The 19202-nt window shown below is 61.2% G+C and carries 13 protein-coding genes; 5 read left to right on the top strand and 8 right to left on the bottom strand.

Annotated features, from left to right (window positions below):
• Nucleotides 1–75: 75 nt before the first annotated feature.
• Nucleotides 76–1743 (bottom strand): electron transfer flavoprotein-ubiquinone oxidoreductase, encoded by a 1668-nt coding sequence (locus AC1Q5O_RS02190; RefSeq protein WP_492561765.1) that lies wholly within the window; start codon nucleotides 1741–1743, stop codon nucleotides 76–78.
• Between the two features lie 532 nt (nucleotides 1744–2275).
• Between AC1Q5O_RS02190 and AC1Q5O_RS02185 the strand changes: the two genes are divergently transcribed.
• From AC1Q5O_RS02185 to AC1Q5O_RS02175, 3 genes are all read left to right on the top strand, one after another.
• Complete coding sequence (locus AC1Q5O_RS02185; RefSeq protein ID WP_492561764.1) at nucleotides 2276–2875, top strand: hypothetical protein; 600 nt, start codon at nucleotides 2276–2278, stop codon at nucleotides 2873–2875.
• Between the two features lie 71 nt (nucleotides 2876–2946).
• Nucleotides 2947–3777 carry a uracil-DNA glycosylase gene (locus tag AC1Q5O_RS02180; protein WP_492561763.1) on the top strand — a complete coding sequence of 277 codons (831 nt, stop codon included), beginning with the start codon at nucleotides 2947–2949 and terminating at the stop codon, nucleotides 3775–3777.
• A 102-nt stretch (nucleotides 3778–3879) separates the two neighbouring features.
• A complete protein-coding gene (locus tag AC1Q5O_RS02175) occupies nucleotides 3880–5127 on the top strand; it encodes an MFS transporter (RefSeq protein ID WP_472461485.1) in 1248 nt (415 codons plus the stop codon).
• Nucleotides 5128–5129: 2 nt separating this feature from the next.
• Here AC1Q5O_RS02175 and AC1Q5O_RS02170 read toward each other — a convergent pair whose 3' ends face one another.
• Nucleotides 5130–6044 (bottom strand): DMT family transporter, encoded by a 915-nt coding sequence (locus tag AC1Q5O_RS02170; protein WP_464663223.1) that lies wholly within the window; start codon nucleotides 6042–6044, stop codon nucleotides 5130–5132.
• Between the two features lie 292 nt (nucleotides 6045–6336).
• Here AC1Q5O_RS02170 and pepN point away from each other — a divergent pair, with 292 nt between their 5' ends.
• Complete coding sequence (pepN, locus tag AC1Q5O_RS02165) at nucleotides 6337–8982, top strand: aminopeptidase N (RefSeq protein ID WP_492561762.1); 2646 nt, start codon at nucleotides 6337–6339, stop codon at nucleotides 8980–8982.
• Nucleotides 8983–9284: 302 nt separating this feature from the next.
• Nucleotides 9285–11630 (top strand): PAS domain-containing sensor histidine kinase, encoded by a 2346-nt coding sequence (locus AC1Q5O_RS02160; protein ID WP_492561761.1) that lies wholly within the window; start codon nucleotides 9285–9287, stop codon nucleotides 11628–11630.
• Between the two features lie 14 nt (nucleotides 11631–11644).
• On the opposite strand, the gene AC1Q5O_RS02155 is transcribed toward AC1Q5O_RS02160, so the two are convergent.
• The 6 genes from AC1Q5O_RS02155 to AC1Q5O_RS02130 form a co-directional block, all read right to left on the bottom strand.
• Nucleotides 11645–12013 (bottom strand): helix-turn-helix domain-containing protein, encoded by a 369-nt coding sequence (locus AC1Q5O_RS02155; RefSeq protein WP_492561760.1) that lies wholly within the window; start codon nucleotides 12011–12013, stop codon nucleotides 11645–11647.
• A gap of 4 nt (nucleotides 12014–12017) precedes the next feature.
• A complete protein-coding gene (locus AC1Q5O_RS02150) occupies nucleotides 12018–12365 on the bottom strand; it encodes a type II toxin-antitoxin system RelE/ParE family toxin (RefSeq protein ID WP_492561759.1) in 348 nt (115 codons plus the stop codon).
• A gap of 49 nt (nucleotides 12366–12414) precedes the next feature.
• Nucleotides 12415–15387: a bifunctional [glutamine synthetase] adenylyltransferase/[glutamine synthetase]-adenylyl-L-tyrosine phosphorylase gene (locus tag AC1Q5O_RS02145; protein ID WP_492561758.1), complete on the bottom strand. Its 2973-nt coding sequence runs from the start codon at nucleotides 15385–15387 to the stop codon at nucleotides 12415–12417.
• The gene (locus tag AC1Q5O_RS02140; protein ID WP_463011476.1) at nucleotides 15384–16787 is read right to left on the bottom strand and encodes a sensor histidine kinase; all 1404 of its coding nucleotides are present in this window, start codon (nucleotides 16785–16787) and stop codon (nucleotides 15384–15386) included. Before AC1Q5O_RS02140 ends, AC1Q5O_RS02145 begins: the two co-directional genes overlap by 4 nt.
• Entirely contained in the window at nucleotides 16784–17470 is a 687-nt protein-coding gene (locus AC1Q5O_RS02135) for a response regulator transcription factor (RefSeq protein WP_223611368.1), read from the bottom strand. Before AC1Q5O_RS02135 ends, AC1Q5O_RS02140 begins: the two co-directional genes overlap by 4 nt.
• Nucleotides 17471–17627: 157 nt before the next feature.
• On the bottom strand, nucleotides 17628–19163 hold the full coding sequence (locus tag AC1Q5O_RS02130; RefSeq protein WP_346307422.1) for a Do family serine endopeptidase: 1536 nt from the start codon (nucleotides 19161–19163) through the stop codon (nucleotides 17628–17630).
• Nucleotides 19164–19202: the final 39 nt, after the last annotated feature.

Here is a 19202-nt window from a genome sequence, read left to right as displayed (position 1 = left end):
CGGTTTATCGACAAAAGACGCGAGCTTTTACCCGCATTTCAATCGGAAAAAGGCCCGGATCAACCGGGCTTTTCATCACATGCTGGTATAGACCGGCCCCTCGCCGCCCTGCGGCGGCACCCAGTTGATGTTCTGGTTCGGGTCCTTGATATCGCAGGTCTTGCAGTGAACGCAGTTCTGGGCGTTGATCACGAATTTCGGGCCGGTGCTTTCCTCGACCCATTCATAAACGCCCGCCGGGCAATAGCGTGTCGATGGCCCCGCAAAGACATCGTGTTCCGAGGATTTCTGCAGCGCCGCATCCTTGACGATGAGGTGGACCGGTTCGTTTTCCTCGTGGTTGGTGTTCGACAGGAACACCGAGGACAGGCGGTCGAAGGTCAAGACGCCATCGGGCTTGGGATAGGCGATCGGCTTGTGCTTGGCCGCCGGTTCCAGCGATGCCGCGTCGGACTTGCCGTGCTTCCATGTGCCGAAGGGCGACCAGCCGCCGAAAATCGTGTTCAGCCACATGTCGATGCCGCCAAGCACCACGCCGCCGACGGTGCCGAGTTTCGACCACATCGGCTTGACGTTGCGCACCCGCTTCAGGTCCTTGCCGATCTCGCTGGTGCGCCAGGCGTTTTCGTAGGAGATGAGTTCGTCATTGGCCCGTCCCGCAGCCAGTGCCGCAGCCGCATGTTCCGCCGCCAGCATGCCCGAGAGCATGGCATTGTGCGATCCCTTGATGCGCGGCACGTTGACGAAACCGGCGGAGCAACCGATCAGCACGCCACCGGGGAAGGACAGTTTCGGCACCGACTGCCAGCCGCCTTCGGTAATGGCGCGCGCACCATAGCCGAGACGCTTGCCGCCCTCGAATGTGCCGCGAATGGCGGGATGCGTCTTGAAGCGCTGGAATTCCTCGAACGGCGACAGATAGGGATTCTTGTAGTTGAGGTGCATGACGAAGCCGACGGCCACCGTATTGTCCTCGAGGTGATAGAGGAACGAACCGCCGCCCGTCTTCAGGTCGAGCGGCCAGCCGAAGGAATGCTGCACCAGGCCCAGCTTGTGCTTGGCCGGATCGATCTGCCAGAGCTCTTTCAGGCCGATACCGAACTTGGCCGGTTCCTTGCCTTCATCGAGCTTGAACTTGCCGATGAGCTGTTTGGCGAGCGAGCCCCGCGCGCCTTCGGCAATGAGTGTATATTTGCCGAGCAGCGCCATGCCGCGCGTATAGGCCGGACCGTGCGAACCGTCCTTTTCGATGCCCATGTCGCCGGTGGCCACACCAATGACCGCACCACTATCGTCATAGAGAACTTCGGAACCGGCAAATCCGGGATAAATCTCGACGCCGAGCTCTTCCGCCTTCGTGCCGAGCCAGCGGCAGACATTGCCCAGCGAAACGATGAAATTGCCGTGATTGTTCATCAGCGGCGGCATGGCGAAATTCGGCAGGCGGACGGAGCCTGCCGGCCCCAGAACCAGAAAGTGATCCGCTGTCACGGGTGTCTTGAAGGGGTGTCCCTCCTCGTCCCGCCAGCCGGGCAAGAGCTTGTCGACGCCGATGGGATCGACCACCGCGCCGGAAAGAATATGGGCACCGACCTCGCCGCCCTTTTCCAGCACGACGACCGACAGTTCAGGATTGATCTGCTTGAGCCTGATCGCCGCTGACAGGCCCGATGGGCCACCGCCGACAATCACGACATCAAACTCCATGCTCTCCCGCTCTGGAAGTTCGTTTGTCTCGCTCATGAAGTCCTCCTGAATGCTATGCCCCGCAAACACTTCGCCTGTGTTTTTCCCATTTGTAACGCAACAATAGCCGTATGACAGAGGCTAGCATCCATTCAAGATGCGGCCAATTGCCCTCATCCTACGACCATTTCCACAATTTATAATTTACCTTAACGTAAACGTCAATATTTTAGCCCGTGTGCGGCGGAATTTCCAATGTGCGGGGAACAGGATAACGGCTGTGACATCAAGGGCGTTTGCCGGTCTTTCTCAGGCGAGATTGCAGGGCCATTGTGCGTGGTTCGACACGCTCACCATGAGGGAGAGTGAGAGTTGTAGGGAGCCACATTCTGCAACATCGCAGATGCGCCCTGCAATCAAACCACCTTCCTCATGGTGAGCGTGTCGAACCACGCACCACGCACCATGCCATCCGCAGGCAGGTCAACCCAGTTGCGCCTTTGCGCATTTCGTTCATACTCGCCTCCATTGACATGTCTCGCATAAAAAACTGCTGGTGGATCGGGGATAACCAACAAGCGGGGACGGGATGAGATCACTCTGGATGATCTGGACAATGGGCAGCGTTCTGGCTGTCACCATGATTTTTACCCATTCTGCGGCGCAGGAGCAGAAGAAATGGACCGTTGGGCCCTATAGTTTTTCCGATGAAATGGGCGGGTTCAGTATCCGCTCGGTCAGCGGGACCGGCACAACCGAAGATCCGATCGTCATCACCGAAGAGCTGAATGATATCGTTCCGGTCACGCTCGTCATTCGCAACGCCGGCGTGGGGAAGCCAGGATTCGTGCCCCAGGGTTTTGGCCTGCTGTTCCATCTGCAGATCCGGGCCATCAATGGCAGCGGCCGCCCGTGGCAGGAGTTTTTCTTCGAACTGCAGTCGGTGCTTGGGGAACCGAGCGACTATAGTGACGGGCTGTCCTTCTGCCAGCCGTGCGACAAGACAGGAATGATCCATTCCAATCTCTTTGCCGCCTATGAAGACAATCCCGAACCCTATGACCGCCTGACCTTTCAAGACGGCAAGGTTGATCCAAAGGCAAACGCGATCATGGATTTTCCGATTGGCGACTTTACGCCCAAGCGCATCTTTTATCTGGTGCAGGAGCCGCGCATTCCCTCCACCTGACCTTGCAATCACGCGCGCAATTTGCGACTTGAAGGAGAGACCCGCTCCAATCCGGGTTCAAGGATCAGCCATTGCCCGACCTGCGTGAACTCTTGCACTTTTATGCCGAAGCCGGTGCCGACACGCCGCTCGAGGACGTGCCGGTCGACCGCTTTGCCGCAGTGGAGCCCGCACGCAAGCCTGTTCAGCCGCCCGCAGCAACGCGCCCGGCAGCGCCGCAGGCCGAGCGGCCACGGCCGGAGCCGCAACCGGTGGCAGCGCCGGCATTGAACAAGACCTCCGTCCCCGACGACACCAAGATTGCACTGGCGCGGCAGCTCGCGTCGAGCGCCACCACACTTGAACAGTTGCGCGAGCAGCTTGCATCCTTCGATGGCTGCAATCTGAAATTCACTGCCAAGAACCTGGTCTTTGCCGACGGCAATCCGCACGCCCCCATCATGTTCGTCGGCGAGGCACCGGGACGCGAAGAGGATCTGGAAGGCGTGCCGTTCATCGGCCGTTCCGGGCAGTTGCTCGACCGGATGCTCAGTGCCATCGGCCTTGACCGCACCGGCGTCTACATCGCCAACACCATTCCGTGGCGCCCGCCGGGCAACCGCACGCCGACGCCGCTGGAGACCGAGATCTGCCGCCCCTTCTTCGAACGGCAGATCGAACTTGCCGGCCCCAAACTGCTGATTGCCCTCGGCGGCCCCGCCGCCAAGGCGTTGACGCACGCACCGGAAGGCATTTTGCGGCTGCGCGGCAACTGGAAAACCCACCGCACGGCGGCGGGGATCGACATCCCGGTCATGCCGACGCTGCATCCGGCCTATCTCCTGCGCAATTCAGCCCAGAAGCGCTTTGCCTGGCGTGATTTCATTGCCGCCAAAATACAGTTGCGCGCCCTCACGCAATAATTCATATGCCATGGCGCAAAACTGGAATGACAGTGTCGTAATTTCCGGCTCTGAAGCCCGGTGAAACCTGTACTTTCCGGTGCAGAAACGCAGGGTCCCCATATGTTTCGCCAACTCTTGCCGATTGCGGCACTGTTGACCAGCACCTTCCTGATGCTGACCGCCGGCGGTTTGGCAGGCATTCTGCTGCCCTTGCGCGCCGGAATAGAAGGCTGGTCGCCGACCACGGTCGGCTGGCTTGGCACGGGCTATGCCCTCGCCTTCACCGGCGGCTGCATCGTTGTCCCACGCCTTGTGCGCCGCGTCGGTCATGTCCGTGTCTTTGCCGTTCTCCTGACCCTGCTCAGCATGTCGATGCTGCTGCACGGGCTCATCATCGACCCGTGGGCCTGGACCCTGTTCCGGGCGCTTGCCGGTTTCTCGCTGGCCGGCAGCTACATGGTGATTGAAAGCTGGCTGAACGAGCGCGTGACCAACGCCTCACGCGGCATGGTGTTTTCAATCTACATGATCGTGTCGATGATCGGCCTGCTGGTCGGGCAATACATCCTGCCATTCGGCAATCCGGCGACACAGGCGCTGTTCATGATCGGCGCGCTGATCTATGCAGCAGCCCTCGTGCCAACCGGGCTTTCCAACGCCCAGTCGCCGCGGCCGCTGACCGAGGTTTCGCTCGACCTGCCCGGCCTCTACCGCAAATCGCCGGCGGCGATGATCGGCTCGCTGATTGCCGGTATCATAGCGGGCGCGTGGAATTTCCTCTCGGCGATCTATGGCCGCGAAATCGGCCTTTCCACCTTCGACATCGCCACGATGATTGCCAGCGCCATGATCGGCGGCGCCATCTTCCAGTATCCCATCGGGCGCATCTCCGACTTTGTCGACCGGCGCTATGTGATGGTGGTGGCCGGTATTGTCGGCGTCCTGTTGTCCGTGACGATGATCATCGTACAGCCTGTTACCCCCTGGGTCATCTATTCCCTGATGTTCGCCTTCGGCACGGTGTTGTTTCCGATCTATTCGCTCAATGTCGCCCATGCCAATGATTTTGCCGAGCCGAGCGAGTTCGTCAAAGTCTCGAGCGGGCTGCTGATCGTCTACGGCATCGGCAGCATGATAGGCCCGCAGATTGCCGGGCGGCTGATGGACGTCACCGGCCCCGCCGGTTTCTTCATGACCATGGCGGGCTGCTATGCAGCCTACGGTTCCTACGCCTTCTGGCGCAGCCTGCGCCGGGCCCGGCAGGTGCCGTCGGAGCGGCCGGACTTCGTCTACCGTGCGCCGGACAGGCCGCAGACACCGGAAACGCTGCAGCTCAATCCAGCCATCAGCGCGGCCAAGGACGACTAGGGTCAGCCCTGTGGCGTCGAGGCCTTGCGCGCCCTCGCCCGGGCAAGCCCGAGCTGGCGCTCGCGATAGATGATGAAGATGCCGGCGCTGATGACGATGACCGCACCCGTCATCATTTCGCTGGACGGAATATCGCCGAACAGCATGTAGCCGATGACTAGGCCGAGCAGCATCGACGTATATTCAAACGGCGCGATGGTCGACATGTCGGCATGCCGGTAGCTCTCGGTCAGAAGGATTTGCGCCACGCCGCCGGCAATGCCGGCCATGACCAGGAGTGTCGCCTGCATCGGCGTGGGCCAGACCCAGCCGAAAGGCAGGCTGACCAGCGCGATGACGCTCGACGCAATCGAGAAGTAGACGACGATGGTCGGGGTGCGCTCGGTCTGGACCAGCCGCCGCACCAGGAGCATGGCGATGGCCGCAAGCCCCGCCCCGCAAAGGGTGGCCAGCGCACCGATTGCCTCTTCGCCGCCGAATTCGCTTTGACCGGTGAAGAACGTCATGCGCGGCCAGAGAATGATCAGCACGCCGATGAGCCCGACAAACACAGCGCTCCAGCGGTAAAGCCGCACGGTCTCGCGCAGGAACACCGCGCTGCACAATACGGTCAGCAGGGGCGTGGCATAGCTGAGGGCAATCGCTTCCGGCAAAGGCAGCTTGGTAAGGCCGTAGAAACTGGCGCTCATGGCGCTGACGCCGACAAAACCGCGCCAAAAGTGGCTGAAGGGTTCATTGGTCTTGAACGCGACGTTCAGCTGGCCCTGCCACGCGATGAACACAACAACCGGAAAGATGGCGAAGAAGGAGCGGAAAAACACCAGCTGTCCCGCAGGGATGCCGTCCGACGCCTTCAGCAGGCTGGACATGCAGACGAAGACGCAGACCGAAGCGACCTTGAGGCCAATTCCGAGCATGACATTGGTGCTGCGCACCTTATCCGTGAGGGGCGGTCCACCGTCTTTCTGGTGAACGATAGTTGTCACGACTGGTATTCCTTGAGGGAGCGAACGGAGAGAAACAGAATTGATATATCTGTATAGGTTACTTTGACGAATCCTTCCAGATACCAATGCGATCACGTTGCATGTTTCAAGCACATACGGAAGTGAACAAAAGCAACAGCATACGCGGAAAAAACCGGCTGCTTTGTTGTATGCCGGGGCAAACACGGCTACGGTCCGGCACCACAAAAAGGACAGTTTCCCAATGCGTACCGATACCGGCCAGATCTTTCATCTTGAAGATTACAAGCCAACCGATTTTCTTATTCCTGAAACCCACCTTGAATTCTCGCTCCATCCCGAGCGCACCATCGTCAAGTCGACACTGCATATCGAACGCCGGCCGGGCGTTGCTGCCAATGCACCGCTTGTCCTTGACGGCGACGAACTGAAACTCATCGACATCAGCATCGACGGTGTCGCATTGGGCGACAATGCCTATGTCGCAACGCCCGATCGCCTTGAAATCAGCGCCCTGCCCGAGAGCGGCACGTTCAAGCTGCAGATCACCACGGAAGTCAATCCGACCACCAACCGCCAGTTGACCGGCCTCTACCGGTCCAGCGGCGTCTACTGCACCCAGTGCGAAGCCGAAGGCTTCCGCCGCATCACCTATTTCTACGATCGCCCTGATCTCCTGTCGGTCTATACGGTGCGCGTTGAAGCCGATGCCAAGGAAGCGCCGCTGCTTCTGGCCAACGGCAATCCGGGCGACAAGGGTGCTCTGGCCGATGGAAGACATTTTGCCGTCTGGCACGATCCGCACCCCAAGCCCGCCTACCTCTTTGCACTCGTGGCCGGCGATCTCGGTGTCATCACCGACAGTTTCACCACCGCTTCTGGCCGTCCCGTCGATCTCGGCATCTATGTCGAGCACGGCAAGGAGCCGCGCGCGCTCTATGCCATGGATGCGCTGAAGCGTTCGATGAAGTGGGACGAGGATGTTTTCGGCCGCGAATATGATCTCGACGTCTTCAACGTCGTTGCTGTCTCCGACTTCAACATGGGCGCGATGGAGAACAAGGGGCTCAACGTCTTCAACGACAAATATGTGCTTGCCGACCACGAGACCGCGACCGATATCGATTATGCCGGCATCGAAGCGGTGATCGCCCACGAATATTTCCACAACTGGACGGGCAACCGCATCACCTGCCGCGACTGGTTCCAGCTGTGCCTGAAGGAAGGCCTGACGGTTTTCCGCGATCACGAGTTTTCCGCCGACATGCGCTCGCGCGCCGTCAAGCGCATCGCCGAGGTCAAGGGTCTCAAGGCCCACCAGTTCCCGGAAGATGCCGGCCCCCTCGCCCATCCCGTGCGCCCGCGCCAGTTCCGCGAGATCAACAATTTCTACACGGCAACCGTCTATGAAAAGGGCTCGGAAGTCGTGCGCATGATCCGCACCATTCTTGGTGCCGAGCTCTTCCGCAAGGGGATGGATCTGTATTTCGAGCGCCATGACGGCGATGCGGCGACAATCGAGGACTTCATCAAGGTGTTCGAGGAGGCCTCCGGCGAGGATTTGAGCCAGTTTGCCCTCTGGTACGACCAGGCCGGCACGCCCAACCTTGCCATCACCTATGATTACGATCAGGCGACGCAGACCTTCGAAATCGAGATCGAACAGTCGCTGAAGGCCACCCCCGGACAATCGTCGAAGAAGCCCATGCACATTCCCGTGCAGTTTGCCCTGCTGGGCGCCAAAGGGCGCGAGCTGAGGCCGAAATCCGTCAAGGGCGGAACGGTCAAGGGCGATGTCATCCACCTGTTCAAGCGCAAGGAACGGCTGAGCTTTTCCGGCATCACCGAACGGCCGGTGCCCTCCCTCTTGCGCGGTTTCTCCGCTCCGGTCACCATGACCAGCGAACTCACCCGCTCTGATCTGACGTTCCTTGCCCGCCACGACGGCGACGCCGTCAACCGCTGGCAGGCACTGACGCAGCTGCTGACGGCGAAACTGACCAGCAACGCCAAGCGCGTGCGCGGCGGCAAATCCGCCACCATTGAAAGCTCGTCGATCAAGCTTCTCGGCGAAATCGCCTTCAACAGCAATCTGGACGAGGCCTTCCGGGCGCTGTGCCTTGGCCTGCCGTCGGAAAGCGATATCGCCCGGGAACTCGGCAGCAATATCGACCCCGACGCCATTCTGGGCAGCCGCGAGGCGTTCATTCTTGCCGTCGCCGAAGCGCATGCCGCCAAATTCGATCAGCTGTATGACGATCTCGACCACAGCGGCCCGTTCAAGCCCGATGCGACAAGCGCCGGACGGCGTGCCTTGCGCAATGTGCTGCTCGATTATCTCAGCGCTGCCGACGGCAGCCCGAAACGCGCGGCGGCCCAGTTCAGCCATGCGGACAACATGACGGACCGCGTCGCGGCACTGGCGGTGCTCGTCCAGCGCTTCGGCGACAGCACCCAGACGAAGAATGCGCTCAAGGCGTTCGAGGATCGCTTCGGCAATGATGCCCTCGTCATGGACAAATGGTTCATCGTCCAGGCGACCCAGCCGGGCGAAGGCGCCCTGGCCCGGGTGCGCTATCTGATGACTCACAAGCTGTTCTCGCTCGACAACCCCAACCGGACACGCGGCCTGATCGGCGCCTTCTCCAGCGGCAACCAGACCGGGTTCAACCGTGCCGATGGCGAGGGTTACAGGTTCTTCGCCGAGACCATCCTGACCGTCGACAAGAAGAACCCGCAGCTTGCGGCGCGGCTCCTGACAGCCATGCGTTCCTGGCGCTCGTTCGAAGCGGTGCGGCGCGAGCATGCGCGCGAGGCCCTGGCCTCCATCGCCGTGGTCAAGGACCTCTCCGCCGACGTCAGCGACATCGTTCAAAGGACGCTTGCCTGAGCCTGCTTCGCACCGGTTTTGCCTGAAGATTCGGCTGTCTCTTTCCCGTTTTGCTGCCCCGGCCGGTTATCCACCGGCCGGGGCATAGTTTTACCCCTCGCCGGCCTTTTCCGGACGTGGAGTCTTTTCAAAGGCTTAGTCGAATCGGCTGCAAAACTGATTCATGGCTGCCACAATGATTGCTAAATATTTAACAAAAGGACTGGACACACCGAATCAGTTTTGATTCACTACAAGTGCTTCGGATGTGCGGCGTGGCGAAGCAAATCACTGATTATACAGGCAATTGAGGGGGCCATTCGATGGCAAATGCGGACGCGTATCGCGCGCCGACGGGGAAGGATTATGCCGGAAAGCGGGAGACTGCGCGGGGGCGCACCCGTCTTTCCGGTCATATCAAACTTCTCGCTGACCCCGCCTACGGCAAGCTGCTGGCTGCCGAGCCTTACCTGCGCCGTGCCATTCCGCCGCTGATCATTATTTTCCTCATCATCCTCGCAACGGCCCGCGCGATGTCGCTTCTGTCCTGGCGCGACGATACGGAGCGGACGGCCCGCGCCACGCTGGCGCTGGCCGCGAACCACATGGCGAGCATCATCGACAACCGGATGAAGGCCGGCCAGAAACTCGACAGCGGCGAGTTGCAGAACATCATCGCCGAGATGCGTTCCAACGACCTCATCCCGCACGGCATGTGGATCGCCATTGCCTCGGGGGAATCGAAGATCGTCGCCTCGTCGGATGGCGGCGACCGCTGGCGTGACAAGAATCTGGAAAGTTTTGTCACCGACGGCCAGCCGCTGTTCCTGTTCGGCGAGCGTGCCGGGGTGATGGAAGTGCGCATGAACGGCACGACGGCCCTTGCCGCGTTCAGCCGGACCGGCAGCGGCGGTTATTCCGTCTTCGTCATGCACCCGGTCGATGCGATCTTTGCCGAATGGCGGCGGATGATATCCGTCAATGTCACCCTGTTCGCCGGAACCGCCGCGATCATGCTGGTGGTCCTCTATGCTTATTTCAGCCAGTCGGCCCGGGCGCAGGATGCTGATGCGCTCTACCAGCACACCCAGGCGCGGGTGGATACGGCGCTGGCACGCGGACGCTGCGGCCTGTGGGATTGGGACATGGCGCGTGGCCGGGTCTACTGGTCGCGGTCCATGTATGAAATGCTCGGCTATGAAGCCTATGACGCGATCCTGTCGCTGGGGGATATTTCATCCATCATCCACGAGGACGACGACAAGCTGTACGGTCTGGCCGCCCAGGTGGCAGCGGGCGAGATCAGCCAGATCGACCGGGTCTTCCGCATGCGCCACGCCGAGGGCCACTGGGTCTGGATGCGGGTACGCGCGCAGGTTGCCGATGCCACCGTCGGCGACACGCATCTTGTCGGCGTCGCCGTCGATGTCAGCGAACAGCACCGCTTTGCCCAGCAGACCGCACAGGCCGACCAGCGCATCCGCGAAGCCATCGAGAGCATTTCCGAAACCTTCGTTCTCTGGGATGCGGACAATCGCCTCGTCATGTCCAACAGCAAGTTCAACGAATATTCCGGCCTCGCCAATGAATGCCTGCTTCCCGGCATCGGCAGGGATGAACTGGAGCCGCGCATCCGCGCCGTTGCGTTCGAAAAGCGCATGGCCAATGAACATGGCCGTGCCGGCGCGCTGACCTTCGAACGGCAGCTGGCCGACGGCCGCTGGCTGCAGGTCAATGAACGGCGCACGCAGGATGGCGGTCTGGTGTCGGTGGGCACGGACATTACCCAGTTGAAGGTGCACGAGGAGCGGCTGGTCGACAGCGAGCGCCGCCTGATGGCGACCATTCACGACCTTAGCCTTGCGCGCAAATCCGAAGTCGAGCGCACGCTCGAACTCACCGAACTCAACAGCAAATATGCGGTGGAGAAGGAACGCGCCGAGGCGGCCAACCGGGCGAAATCCGAATTCCTCGCCAACATGTCGCACGAATTGCGCACGCCGCTCAACGCCATCATCGGCTTCTCGGAGATCATGCATTCCGGCACGTTCGGGCCGCTCGGTTCCGACCGCTACGAGGAATATGTGCAGGATATCCACACCAGCGGCAATTACCTGCTCAACGTGATCAATGACATTCTCGACATGTCGAAGATCGAGGCCGGTCACTTCTCGCTGGACCGTGAAGAGATCGACCTTTGCCCGCTGATCAACGAGACGGTGCGCGTCGTCTCGCTGCAGGCGCTGAACAAGGACGTGAAGGTAGAAACAAAAATCGCCGACAGCGTCACGCTCAATGCCGACCGGCGGGCGATCAAGCAGATCCTGATCAACCTTCTGTCGAACGCGGTGAAATTCACCGATACGGGCGGACGCATCTCGGTGCGGGCGCGCAAGGTGTCGGGGGCACTGGTGTTCACCATCGAGGATACGGGCTGCGGTATTCCGAAATCGGCGCTGAAGAAGATCGGCCAGCCGTTCGAACAGGTGGAAAACCAGTTCACCAAGACCCATACGGGTTCGGGCCTCGGGCTTGCCATTTCCCGCTCGCTGACCGAGCTGCATGGCGGCGCGCTGAAAATCCGCTCGACCGAGGGCGTCGGCACGATCGTGTCCGTGCGCATCCCCACCCGGACCATCGGCCCGGTGCGGGAGGAATGGCGGGTTTAGAACGCTCTATCGGATCAATGCGTTTCCATCTTGATGCGTGATTTGACCGGCTTGCCCGAACGCAGCGGAATTTCCGCATGGGTGCCGTCGGGAAAATCAGCCACAATCTTGAAGGTGCCCCCAAGACCCAGCACGTATTTCTCGAGCGTCTTCAACTGCACATTTTCCGTATGATTTTCGATCCGGGAGATTTCGCCCTGTTGCAGGCCGGTTGCTTCCGCGAGCGCAACCTGCGTCACATCGAGCGCCTTGCGGACTTCGGCAAGGTGCATGGCTTCGATGATGGCGTTCGCCCCGGCGTGAATTTTATCCTGACGTGCCTCCGGCAGGGACTTGATCCGATCCGCTGCGGACTGAAATTCCGATTTCCTCAATTTTGTCATCGTCTCATTCCTCGGCTTCCAGCCACTCATCAAAACGCTTGTCCGCTTCCTTGACGAGGAGCTTGTAAAATCTCTTCTGGCTCACACCTTCCTTGTTGCCGCCGACCAAAATCACTGCCTGCCGTTCGGCATCGAAGGCAAAAGCAAAGCGCCATACGCCTTTGACCGTGAAGCGGATTTCCTTCATGTTCGGGTGTTTCGAACCATAAAGCGTATCGACCAGCGGCCGCCCCAAGTGCGGTCCTACCTTCGCAAGGGCGATGAGCACTTCATCCAGCTTGTCTGCGACATCCGGATCGAGCAATTTTTGCTCTTTGGAAAAATCCGGATGTTCAAGAACCGTCCAACTCATACCAAAATATAAGCCACAACAGATATCAGTTCAAGCAGATATTTTCCGATCAGTTTTTCCGTTGGGCGTCACGCAGCACCGCATTGAATGTCTTGCGGACCGATTTGGCCGTGTCTTCCAGATGGGTTTCCACCCGCCCGAGATCGGGAAGATCGCAGGCGCGGCACAGGAGATCGCCGAGGCCGGGCGGAAAATCCTCGCGCCGGGTGTCGCTGTTCAGGCACAGCCGGATGATCTGCGTCAACTCCGTATAAAGATTGGCCGCGCCCACCAGCTGATCCGTCACGACAGGCGCGGCAAAACCGGCCTTGAGCTTTGTCAGCACCTCAGCCGTCGAATGGGCGATGATCGGACCCTCGACATTGCCGGTGAGTACGGCAAACTGGGCGATGAATTCCAGATCGATGATGCCGCCGGGAACCAGCTTCATGTCCCAGGCATCGCGCGGCGGCTTCTCCGTTTCCAGCAGCGCCCGCATTTCGGCTACGTCCTTGGCGATCTTTGCCGGGTCGCGCGGCAGGCTGAGAATCTCGCTGATATCAGTCTCGATCTCGCCGAACAGCGCGGTATCGCCCGCCACGGGCCGCGCCCGGGTCAACGCCATGTGTTCCCAGGTCCAGGCTTCCGTGCGTTGATACTTACGGAAGGAATCGATATGCGTCGCCACCGGCCCCTTGTTGCCGGAGGGGCGCAGGCGGAAATCCACTTCGTAGAGAACGCCCTCCGCCGTCGGGGCGGAAAGCGCCGCGATCAGGCGCTGGGTCAGCCGCATATAGTATTGCGATGGCGCCAGCTGCTTTTCGCCATCGGATTCCTCGGCATCTGCATCATGGTCATAGAGCAGGATGAGATCGATGTCCGAGCCTGCGGTCAGCTCGCGGCTGCCGAGCTTGCCCATGCCGAGAATGGCGATGCGCCCGCCGGATACGGCGCCGTGCTTGCTGGCGAATTCGTCGATCACCGCCTGCAGGGCCCGGTCGATGACCAGATCGGCGAGATCGGAAAAGGCCTTGCCTGCCCGGATGCCGTCGATGGCGCCGGTCAGAAGCCGGATGCCGATGAGAAAGCGATGCTCGGCTGCAAAAATCCGCAGGCGGTCGAGAATGTCCTCATAGACCTGGGCCGGCCCGAGAAAGTTTTCCAGCCGCTCGGCCAGATAGGCGCGGGTCGGAATATCGGCGAAGATCGCCGGATCGAGCATGCCGTCGAAGACATGCGGTTTGCGGGTGATGATGTCGGCAAGGCGCGGCGCAGCGCCCATGATCAGGACGAGCAGATCAAGCAGCCGCGGGTTGGACTGCAAAAGGCTGAACAGCTGGATGCCGGCGGGCAGGCCCTTGATCATCTCATCGAAACGCATCAGCGCTTCGTCGGCCCGGCTTGTCGCGCCGAAGGCCTTGAGCAGCACGGGCGTGAGTTCGGTCAGGCGCTCGCGCGATTCCGCCGATTGGGTGGCGCGGTAGCGGCCGAAATGCCAGGTGCGGATGACGCGGCAGATATCGCTCGGGCGTTCGAAGCCGAATTTCGCCAGGGTTTCCAGCGTATCGGGATCGTCGACATCGCCGGTGAACACCAGATTGCCGGCCTCGCCCGCCAGCTCCTGCGCCTGTTCGAACAGCGCCGCATAGTGCGTTTCGACGGTTTTCAGCGACTGGCGGAAATCAGCGGCAAAGGCGTCACCGTCGCGATAGCCCATCATGTGGGCCACCCGCAGGAAATTCTCGTCGTCTTCCGGCAGCATGTGGGTCTGCTCGTCGGCGATCATCTGGATGCGATGCTCCACATCGCGCAGAAAACCGTATTTCTCCACCAGCGTGTCGCGTGCCTCCGCACTGATCCAGCCAAGGCCGTTGAGCGCCGCCAGCATGTCCACCGTGCGCGAGCCGCGCAGCTGCGGAAAGCGGCCGCCGGCAATCAGCTGCTGGGTCTGCACGAAAAATTCGATTTCGCGGATGCCGCCCCGGCCAAGCTTGACGTTGTGCCCGCGCACGGCAATTTCGCCATGGCCCTTGTGGGCGTGGATTTGCCGCTTGATCGAATGCACGTCGGCAATGGCGGCATAGTCGAGATATTTGCGCCAGACATAGGGCGCAAGCTCCGCCAGCACCTGCCTGCCCGCAGCGATATCGCCGGCGACGGGCCGCGCCTTGATCATGGCCGCGCGTTCCCAGTTCTGGCCGCGCCCCTCATAATAGTTGAGCGCTGCGCCGACGGGAATTGCCAGCGGGGTTGATCCGGGATCGGGGCGCAGGCGCAGATCGGTGCGGAAGACATAGCCGTCGGCGGTGCGGTCCTGCAGGATGCGCACCAGACGCCGCGTCAGCCGCGAAAACGTTTCGACGCATTCATAGGGATCGGGAATGGCCGGGCTGTGCTCGTCGATGAAGACGATCAGGTCGATATCGGAGGAATAGTTCAGTTCGAACGCGCCGAACTTGCCCATGGCGAGGATGATCCAGCCGCACTGCTTTTCCGGGTGTTGCGGGTCCGGAAGCTTGAGTTTGCCGGACTCGTGCGCATCGCGCAGCAGGAACCGCACCGCCGCCCGCACGCATTCTTCCGCCAGCCGCGACAGCCAGCGGGTTGTTTCTGCCGTATCGAACACGCCGGAAAGATCGCCCAGCGCGATCAGCACATGCCCCTCCAGCTTCAGCTGGCGCAGGACAGCCATAATGCCGGTTTCGGTGATGTTTTCGGCTTCCGAGCTTGCCGCCACGCTCTGCATGAGCGCGTCCAGACGCTGAGCCAGCGGCATGGCGAACAGCGGTTCCAGGATGGCAGGGCGGCGGATGAAGACCGTGCGCAGATAGGGCGAGAGGTCGAGGACAGCTGCGAGGAAGGCTGCCGCTTGTCCATGGCCCTTCACGCCAGCGGTGGCGGGACATTCCTTCCCGGCGGCGCTGTCGGCAAGCTCGGCCAGAAAGGCGGCGGCCGCCTTCTTGTCCAGCGGTGTCAGCGGGCGCAGATCGCGGGCGAAAAACGCTGCATCATCAAGGCCGGATGCCCTCGTCCTGACATTCATTTGGTCTCCTCCCCCACCGGGAAAGCGAGCACAGCGCGCAGCCCCGGAGCATTGTCCTGCAATTCCAGAGTGCCACCGTGCAATTTCATCACCGCCTTGGCAAGACTGAGACCCAGTCCTGACCCCGGTTGCGAACGGCTTTCCTCCAGGCGCACGAAACGCTCCGTGGCCCGATCCACCTGATCGGGCGGGATGCCCGGGCCATTGTCGGTGACAATCACCCGGATCGTGTGATCCTGCTTTTCCACAGCGAGGGATATTTCCACCGGCTTTTCACCGCCGCCGGCATATTTGATGGCGTTGTCGACCAGATTGGAGATGGTCTGCCCGACCAGCTCGCGGTTGATGCGGACCGGCGTTGCATCCTCCGCGCCCAGAACGAAACGGATGCCCGCCTCTTCGGCCGTGGGCTCGTACAGCTCATAGACGTCCTGCACGACCGTCGACAGCGGCAACAGCTCCATCGTCTCGGAGGAATAACCGGATTCCAGCCGCGAAATCATCAGAATGGCATTGAAGGTGCGGATCAGCTGGTCGGAATCGGCAATCATCCCGTCCAGCGCCGCCCGATAGGCCTTGGTGGTCGTGGCATTGGCAAGGGCGGATTCCGCCCGGTTGTGCATGCGGGTCAGCGGTGTCTTGAGGTCATGCGCGATATTGTCGGAGACGTGGCGCACCCCTTCGTTCAATTCCTGGATGCGTGCCAGCATGCCGTTGAGATTGGCGGCCAGACGGTCGAACTCATCCCCCGACCCGCTGACCGGCAGGCGTCCGGCGAGATCACCGCCCATGATGCGCTGCGACGCGGCGGAAACCTCATCGATCCGGTGCAATGCGCGTCGCCCGACGAAAAACCAGATCAGAAACGCACCGATGCCCATGATGCCCAGCGCCGCGCCGAGCGAACGCCGGACCACGAGCCTGATCTTTTCCGGCTCGCCCAGATCGCGGCCGACCATGACGCGGATGCCATTGGGCATGACGATCACCCGCGCGATGGCGGTATGCACCTGCGGATCGCTGCTGGTTTCGCCATAGCGCTCATAGGCAATCGGCCGCTCGATCCATCCGTCGGTCTGCAGAACGCCCGCCTCGATGCTCTGCACATTGCCGGCGACGATGCGTCCGGCGGGATCGGCGACGAGATAGAGATAGGCGCCGGGCTGACGGCTGCGCCGGTCAACCGAGCGCACAAGACCGGCAATGCCGGCGCGCTGATAGGACTGGCCGACGCTTTCGACCTCCTCGTTGACGGCGGCTTCAGTCTGGGATGTGAGAAGATTGACGGAAAGACTGGTCATGTAGAAGACCAGCACGATGGCGCAGACGGTAAAAAGCAGAAGATACAGCGCTGACAGCCGGACGGCTGTCATTTTCATCATGGCAAGAAAGCGGCTCATGCATCGATTCCGCCAGCCTTGAGCATGTAGCCGGCGCCGCGCACCGTGTGCAGCAGGGGCGTGTCGAAACCCTTCTCGATCTTGCCGCGCAGGCGCGAGACGTGCACGTCGATCACATTGGTCTGCGGGTCGAAATGATAATCCCAGACATGCTCAAGCAGCATGGTGCGGGTCACCACCTGGCCGGAGTGACGCATCAGATATTCCAGCAGGCGGAATTCACGCGGCTGCAGGACAATGGCCTGCCCGGCGCGCTTGGCCGTGTGGGACAGGCGGTCGAGTTCCAGATCGCCGACCCGGTACATGGTTTCCGCCTCTTTCGGGCTGGAACGGCGCTGCAGCACTTCGATGCGCGCCAGCAATTCCGAGAATGCATAGGGTTTGGTGAGATAATCATCGCCGCCGGCGCGCAGGCCGGTTACCCGGTCATCCACCTGCCCCAGCGCGGAAAGAATGAGCGCCGGCGTATCGATGCCCTGGGCGCGCAGGGCCGCGACAACGGACAGGCCGTCACGGCGCGGCAGCATGCGGTCAACGATCAGCGCATCATAGCTGCCCTGCTCCGCCAGGGTATAGCCGGTCTCGCCATCGCCTGCCAGATCGGCGGAGTGCCCGGCCTCGGCAAAGGCCTTTTCCAGATAACGGGCCGCTTCACGGTCATCTTCAATAACGAGAATCTTCATGACGTTCATTCTAAGCCGGTTTTGAGACAGAGGTAAGCACCATAGCAATGGCACCCTTTACGGCAAGCGGGCAGCAGATCTGTCGACAATCTGCTGCCCTTTGCTTTGGCGCTAACGGGGGACAGGTGCAGCGCCGCTGCAATCCTATCCGGACCGCTTAGCCCTGGTTGATGGGCAGGGCCACGAACCGCGACTGGTCGTTGGTCTGCACCTGCAGGAGAACGGCCTTGCGTCCGCTCTTCGTCGCTTCGGCAATCGCCGCATCGATGTCGGAGCCGCTCTTGACCGGCTTGTTGTTGACCGAGACGATGATGTCGCCGGTCGTGATGCCCTTGTCGGCGGCATCGCCGGAGCGATCCACATCGGTCACCACGACACCCTTGCCATCGTCGGAAGGAACAACCGTCAGGCCGTAATCATCCAGCACCGAAGCCGGATCCTGATGCTTGCCGCCGCTGTCCTTGTTCGATGCCTGCTTGTCATCGCCGGGCATCGACTTGATCGACACGTTGAGCGACTTGGCCTCGCCCTTGCGCCAGACGGTGAGTTCGGCATCCTTGCCCGGATTGATCGCGGCAATCTTCTTGGCCAGATCGCGCGGATCGGAGACCGTCTCGCCATTGACGGCGGTGATCACGTCGCCCGACTGGATACCGGCCTTGGCGGCGGGCCCATCGGACTGCGGTTCGGCAACCAGCGCACCCTTCTCTTCGGAAAGGCCAAGCGATTCGGCGATTTCCTTGCTGACCGGCTGTATCTGCACACCGATCCAGCCACGGGAGACGGTGCCGGTCTTGATCAGCTGGTCGACGACCATCTTGGCCGTCGTCGACGGGATGGCGAAGGCGATGCCGACGCTGCCGCCCGACGGCGAGTAGATCGCGGTGTTGATGCCGACGACTTCGCCGTTCAGGTTGAAAGCCGGACCGCCGGAATTGCCCTTGTTGACGGCCGCATCGATCTGCAGGAAGTCATCATAAGGACCGGCGCCGATATCGCGGCCGCGGGCCGAAATGATACCGGCCGTCACCGTGCCGCCGAGACCGAAGGGATTGCCAACCGCAACGACCCACTGGCCAACACGCATCTTGTTGTCATCGCCGAAGGACACGTAGGTGAACTTGCGCTTGTCGTCGACCTTGAGAACGGCGAGATCGGTACGCTTGTCCTTGCCGATCAGCTTGGCATCGAGTTCGGTGCCATCATTGAGTACAACCGTGTAGGTGCTGCCGTCTTCGACCACGTGGTCATTGGTGACGAGATAGCCATCCTCCGAAATGAAGAAGCCGGAGCCCTGCGCGGTGGGACGCATGCGGTCCGGACGGTTCTGGTGATCGCGCTGACCCTTGCGCGGCTGCATGCCGCGCTGGCCGTTCGGGCCGCCGAATTCATAGAAGAAGCGCTTGAGCGGATGATTGTCGGGAAGCTGGTCGAAGCCGGGAATGCCCGAACCGTCATCGGCGGTCTGCTGGACGGAGCTCTTCACGCGGACACTGACAACAGCGGGGCTCACCTTTTCAACGACATCGGCAAAGCCGGGCTGCTGCGCGCCGTCTACACGCACGGCTTCAGCCTGCGCAGGCACAACGGCAGCGAGCGGGCCTGTGGCCAGCAGTCCCCCGGCGAGCGCCGAGGCGAGCAGCGCGGCAGCAATGCCCTTGCGGTATGTGGAGGACGTACGATTGTTAGACATAAAACTTTCTCCTTGGACGCCCGATCGGAAATCCGACCG

Source organism: Phyllobacterium sp. MT110 (assembly GCF_058792715.1).
The sequence above is the reverse complement of the archived record's forward strand: the minus strand, read 5'-3'. Positions and strand labels throughout refer to the sequence as shown.

Coding starts and splice junctions, on each gene's coding strand:
- AC1Q5O_RS02155 (WP_492561760.1), bottom strand. CDS start 12,013: ATGACAAAATTGAGGAAATCGGAATTTCAGTCCGCAGCGGATCGGATC.
- AC1Q5O_RS02135 (WP_223611368.1), bottom strand. CDS start 17,470: ATGAAGATTCTCGTTATTGAAGATGACCGTGAAGCGGCCCGTTATCTG.
- AC1Q5O_RS02160 (WP_492561761.1), top strand. CDS start 9,285: ATGGCAAATGCGGACGCGTATCGCGCGCCGACGGGGAAGGATTATGCC.
- AC1Q5O_RS02170 (WP_464663223.1), bottom strand. CDS start 6,044: ATGCTCGGAATTGGCCTCAAGGTCGCTTCGGTCTGCGTCTTCGTCTGC.
- pepN (WP_492561762.1), top strand. CDS start 6,337: ATGCGTACCGATACCGGCCAGATCTTTCATCTTGAAGATTACAAGCCA.
- AC1Q5O_RS02150 (WP_492561759.1), bottom strand. CDS start 12,365: ATGAGTTGGACGGTTCTTGAACATCCGGATTTTTCCAAAGAGCAAAAA.
- AC1Q5O_RS02130 (WP_346307422.1), bottom strand. CDS start 19,163: ATGTCTAACAATCGTACGTCCTCCACATACCGCAAGGGCATTGCTGCC.
- AC1Q5O_RS02140 (WP_463011476.1), bottom strand. CDS start 16,787: ATGAGCCGCTTTCTTGCCATGATGAAAATGACAGCCGTCCGGCTGTCA.
- AC1Q5O_RS02190 (WP_492561765.1), bottom strand. CDS start 1,743: ATGAGCGAGACAAACGAACTTCCAGAGCGGGAGAGCATGGAGTTTGAT.
- AC1Q5O_RS02175 (WP_472461485.1), top strand. CDS start 3,880: ATGTTTCGCCAACTCTTGCCGATTGCGGCACTGTTGACCAGCACCTTC.
- AC1Q5O_RS02185 (WP_492561764.1), top strand. CDS start 2,276: ATGAGATCACTCTGGATGATCTGGACAATGGGCAGCGTTCTGGCTGTC.
- AC1Q5O_RS02145 (WP_492561758.1), bottom strand. CDS start 15,387: ATGAATGTCAGGACGAGGGCATCCGGCCTTGATGATGCAGCGTTTTTC.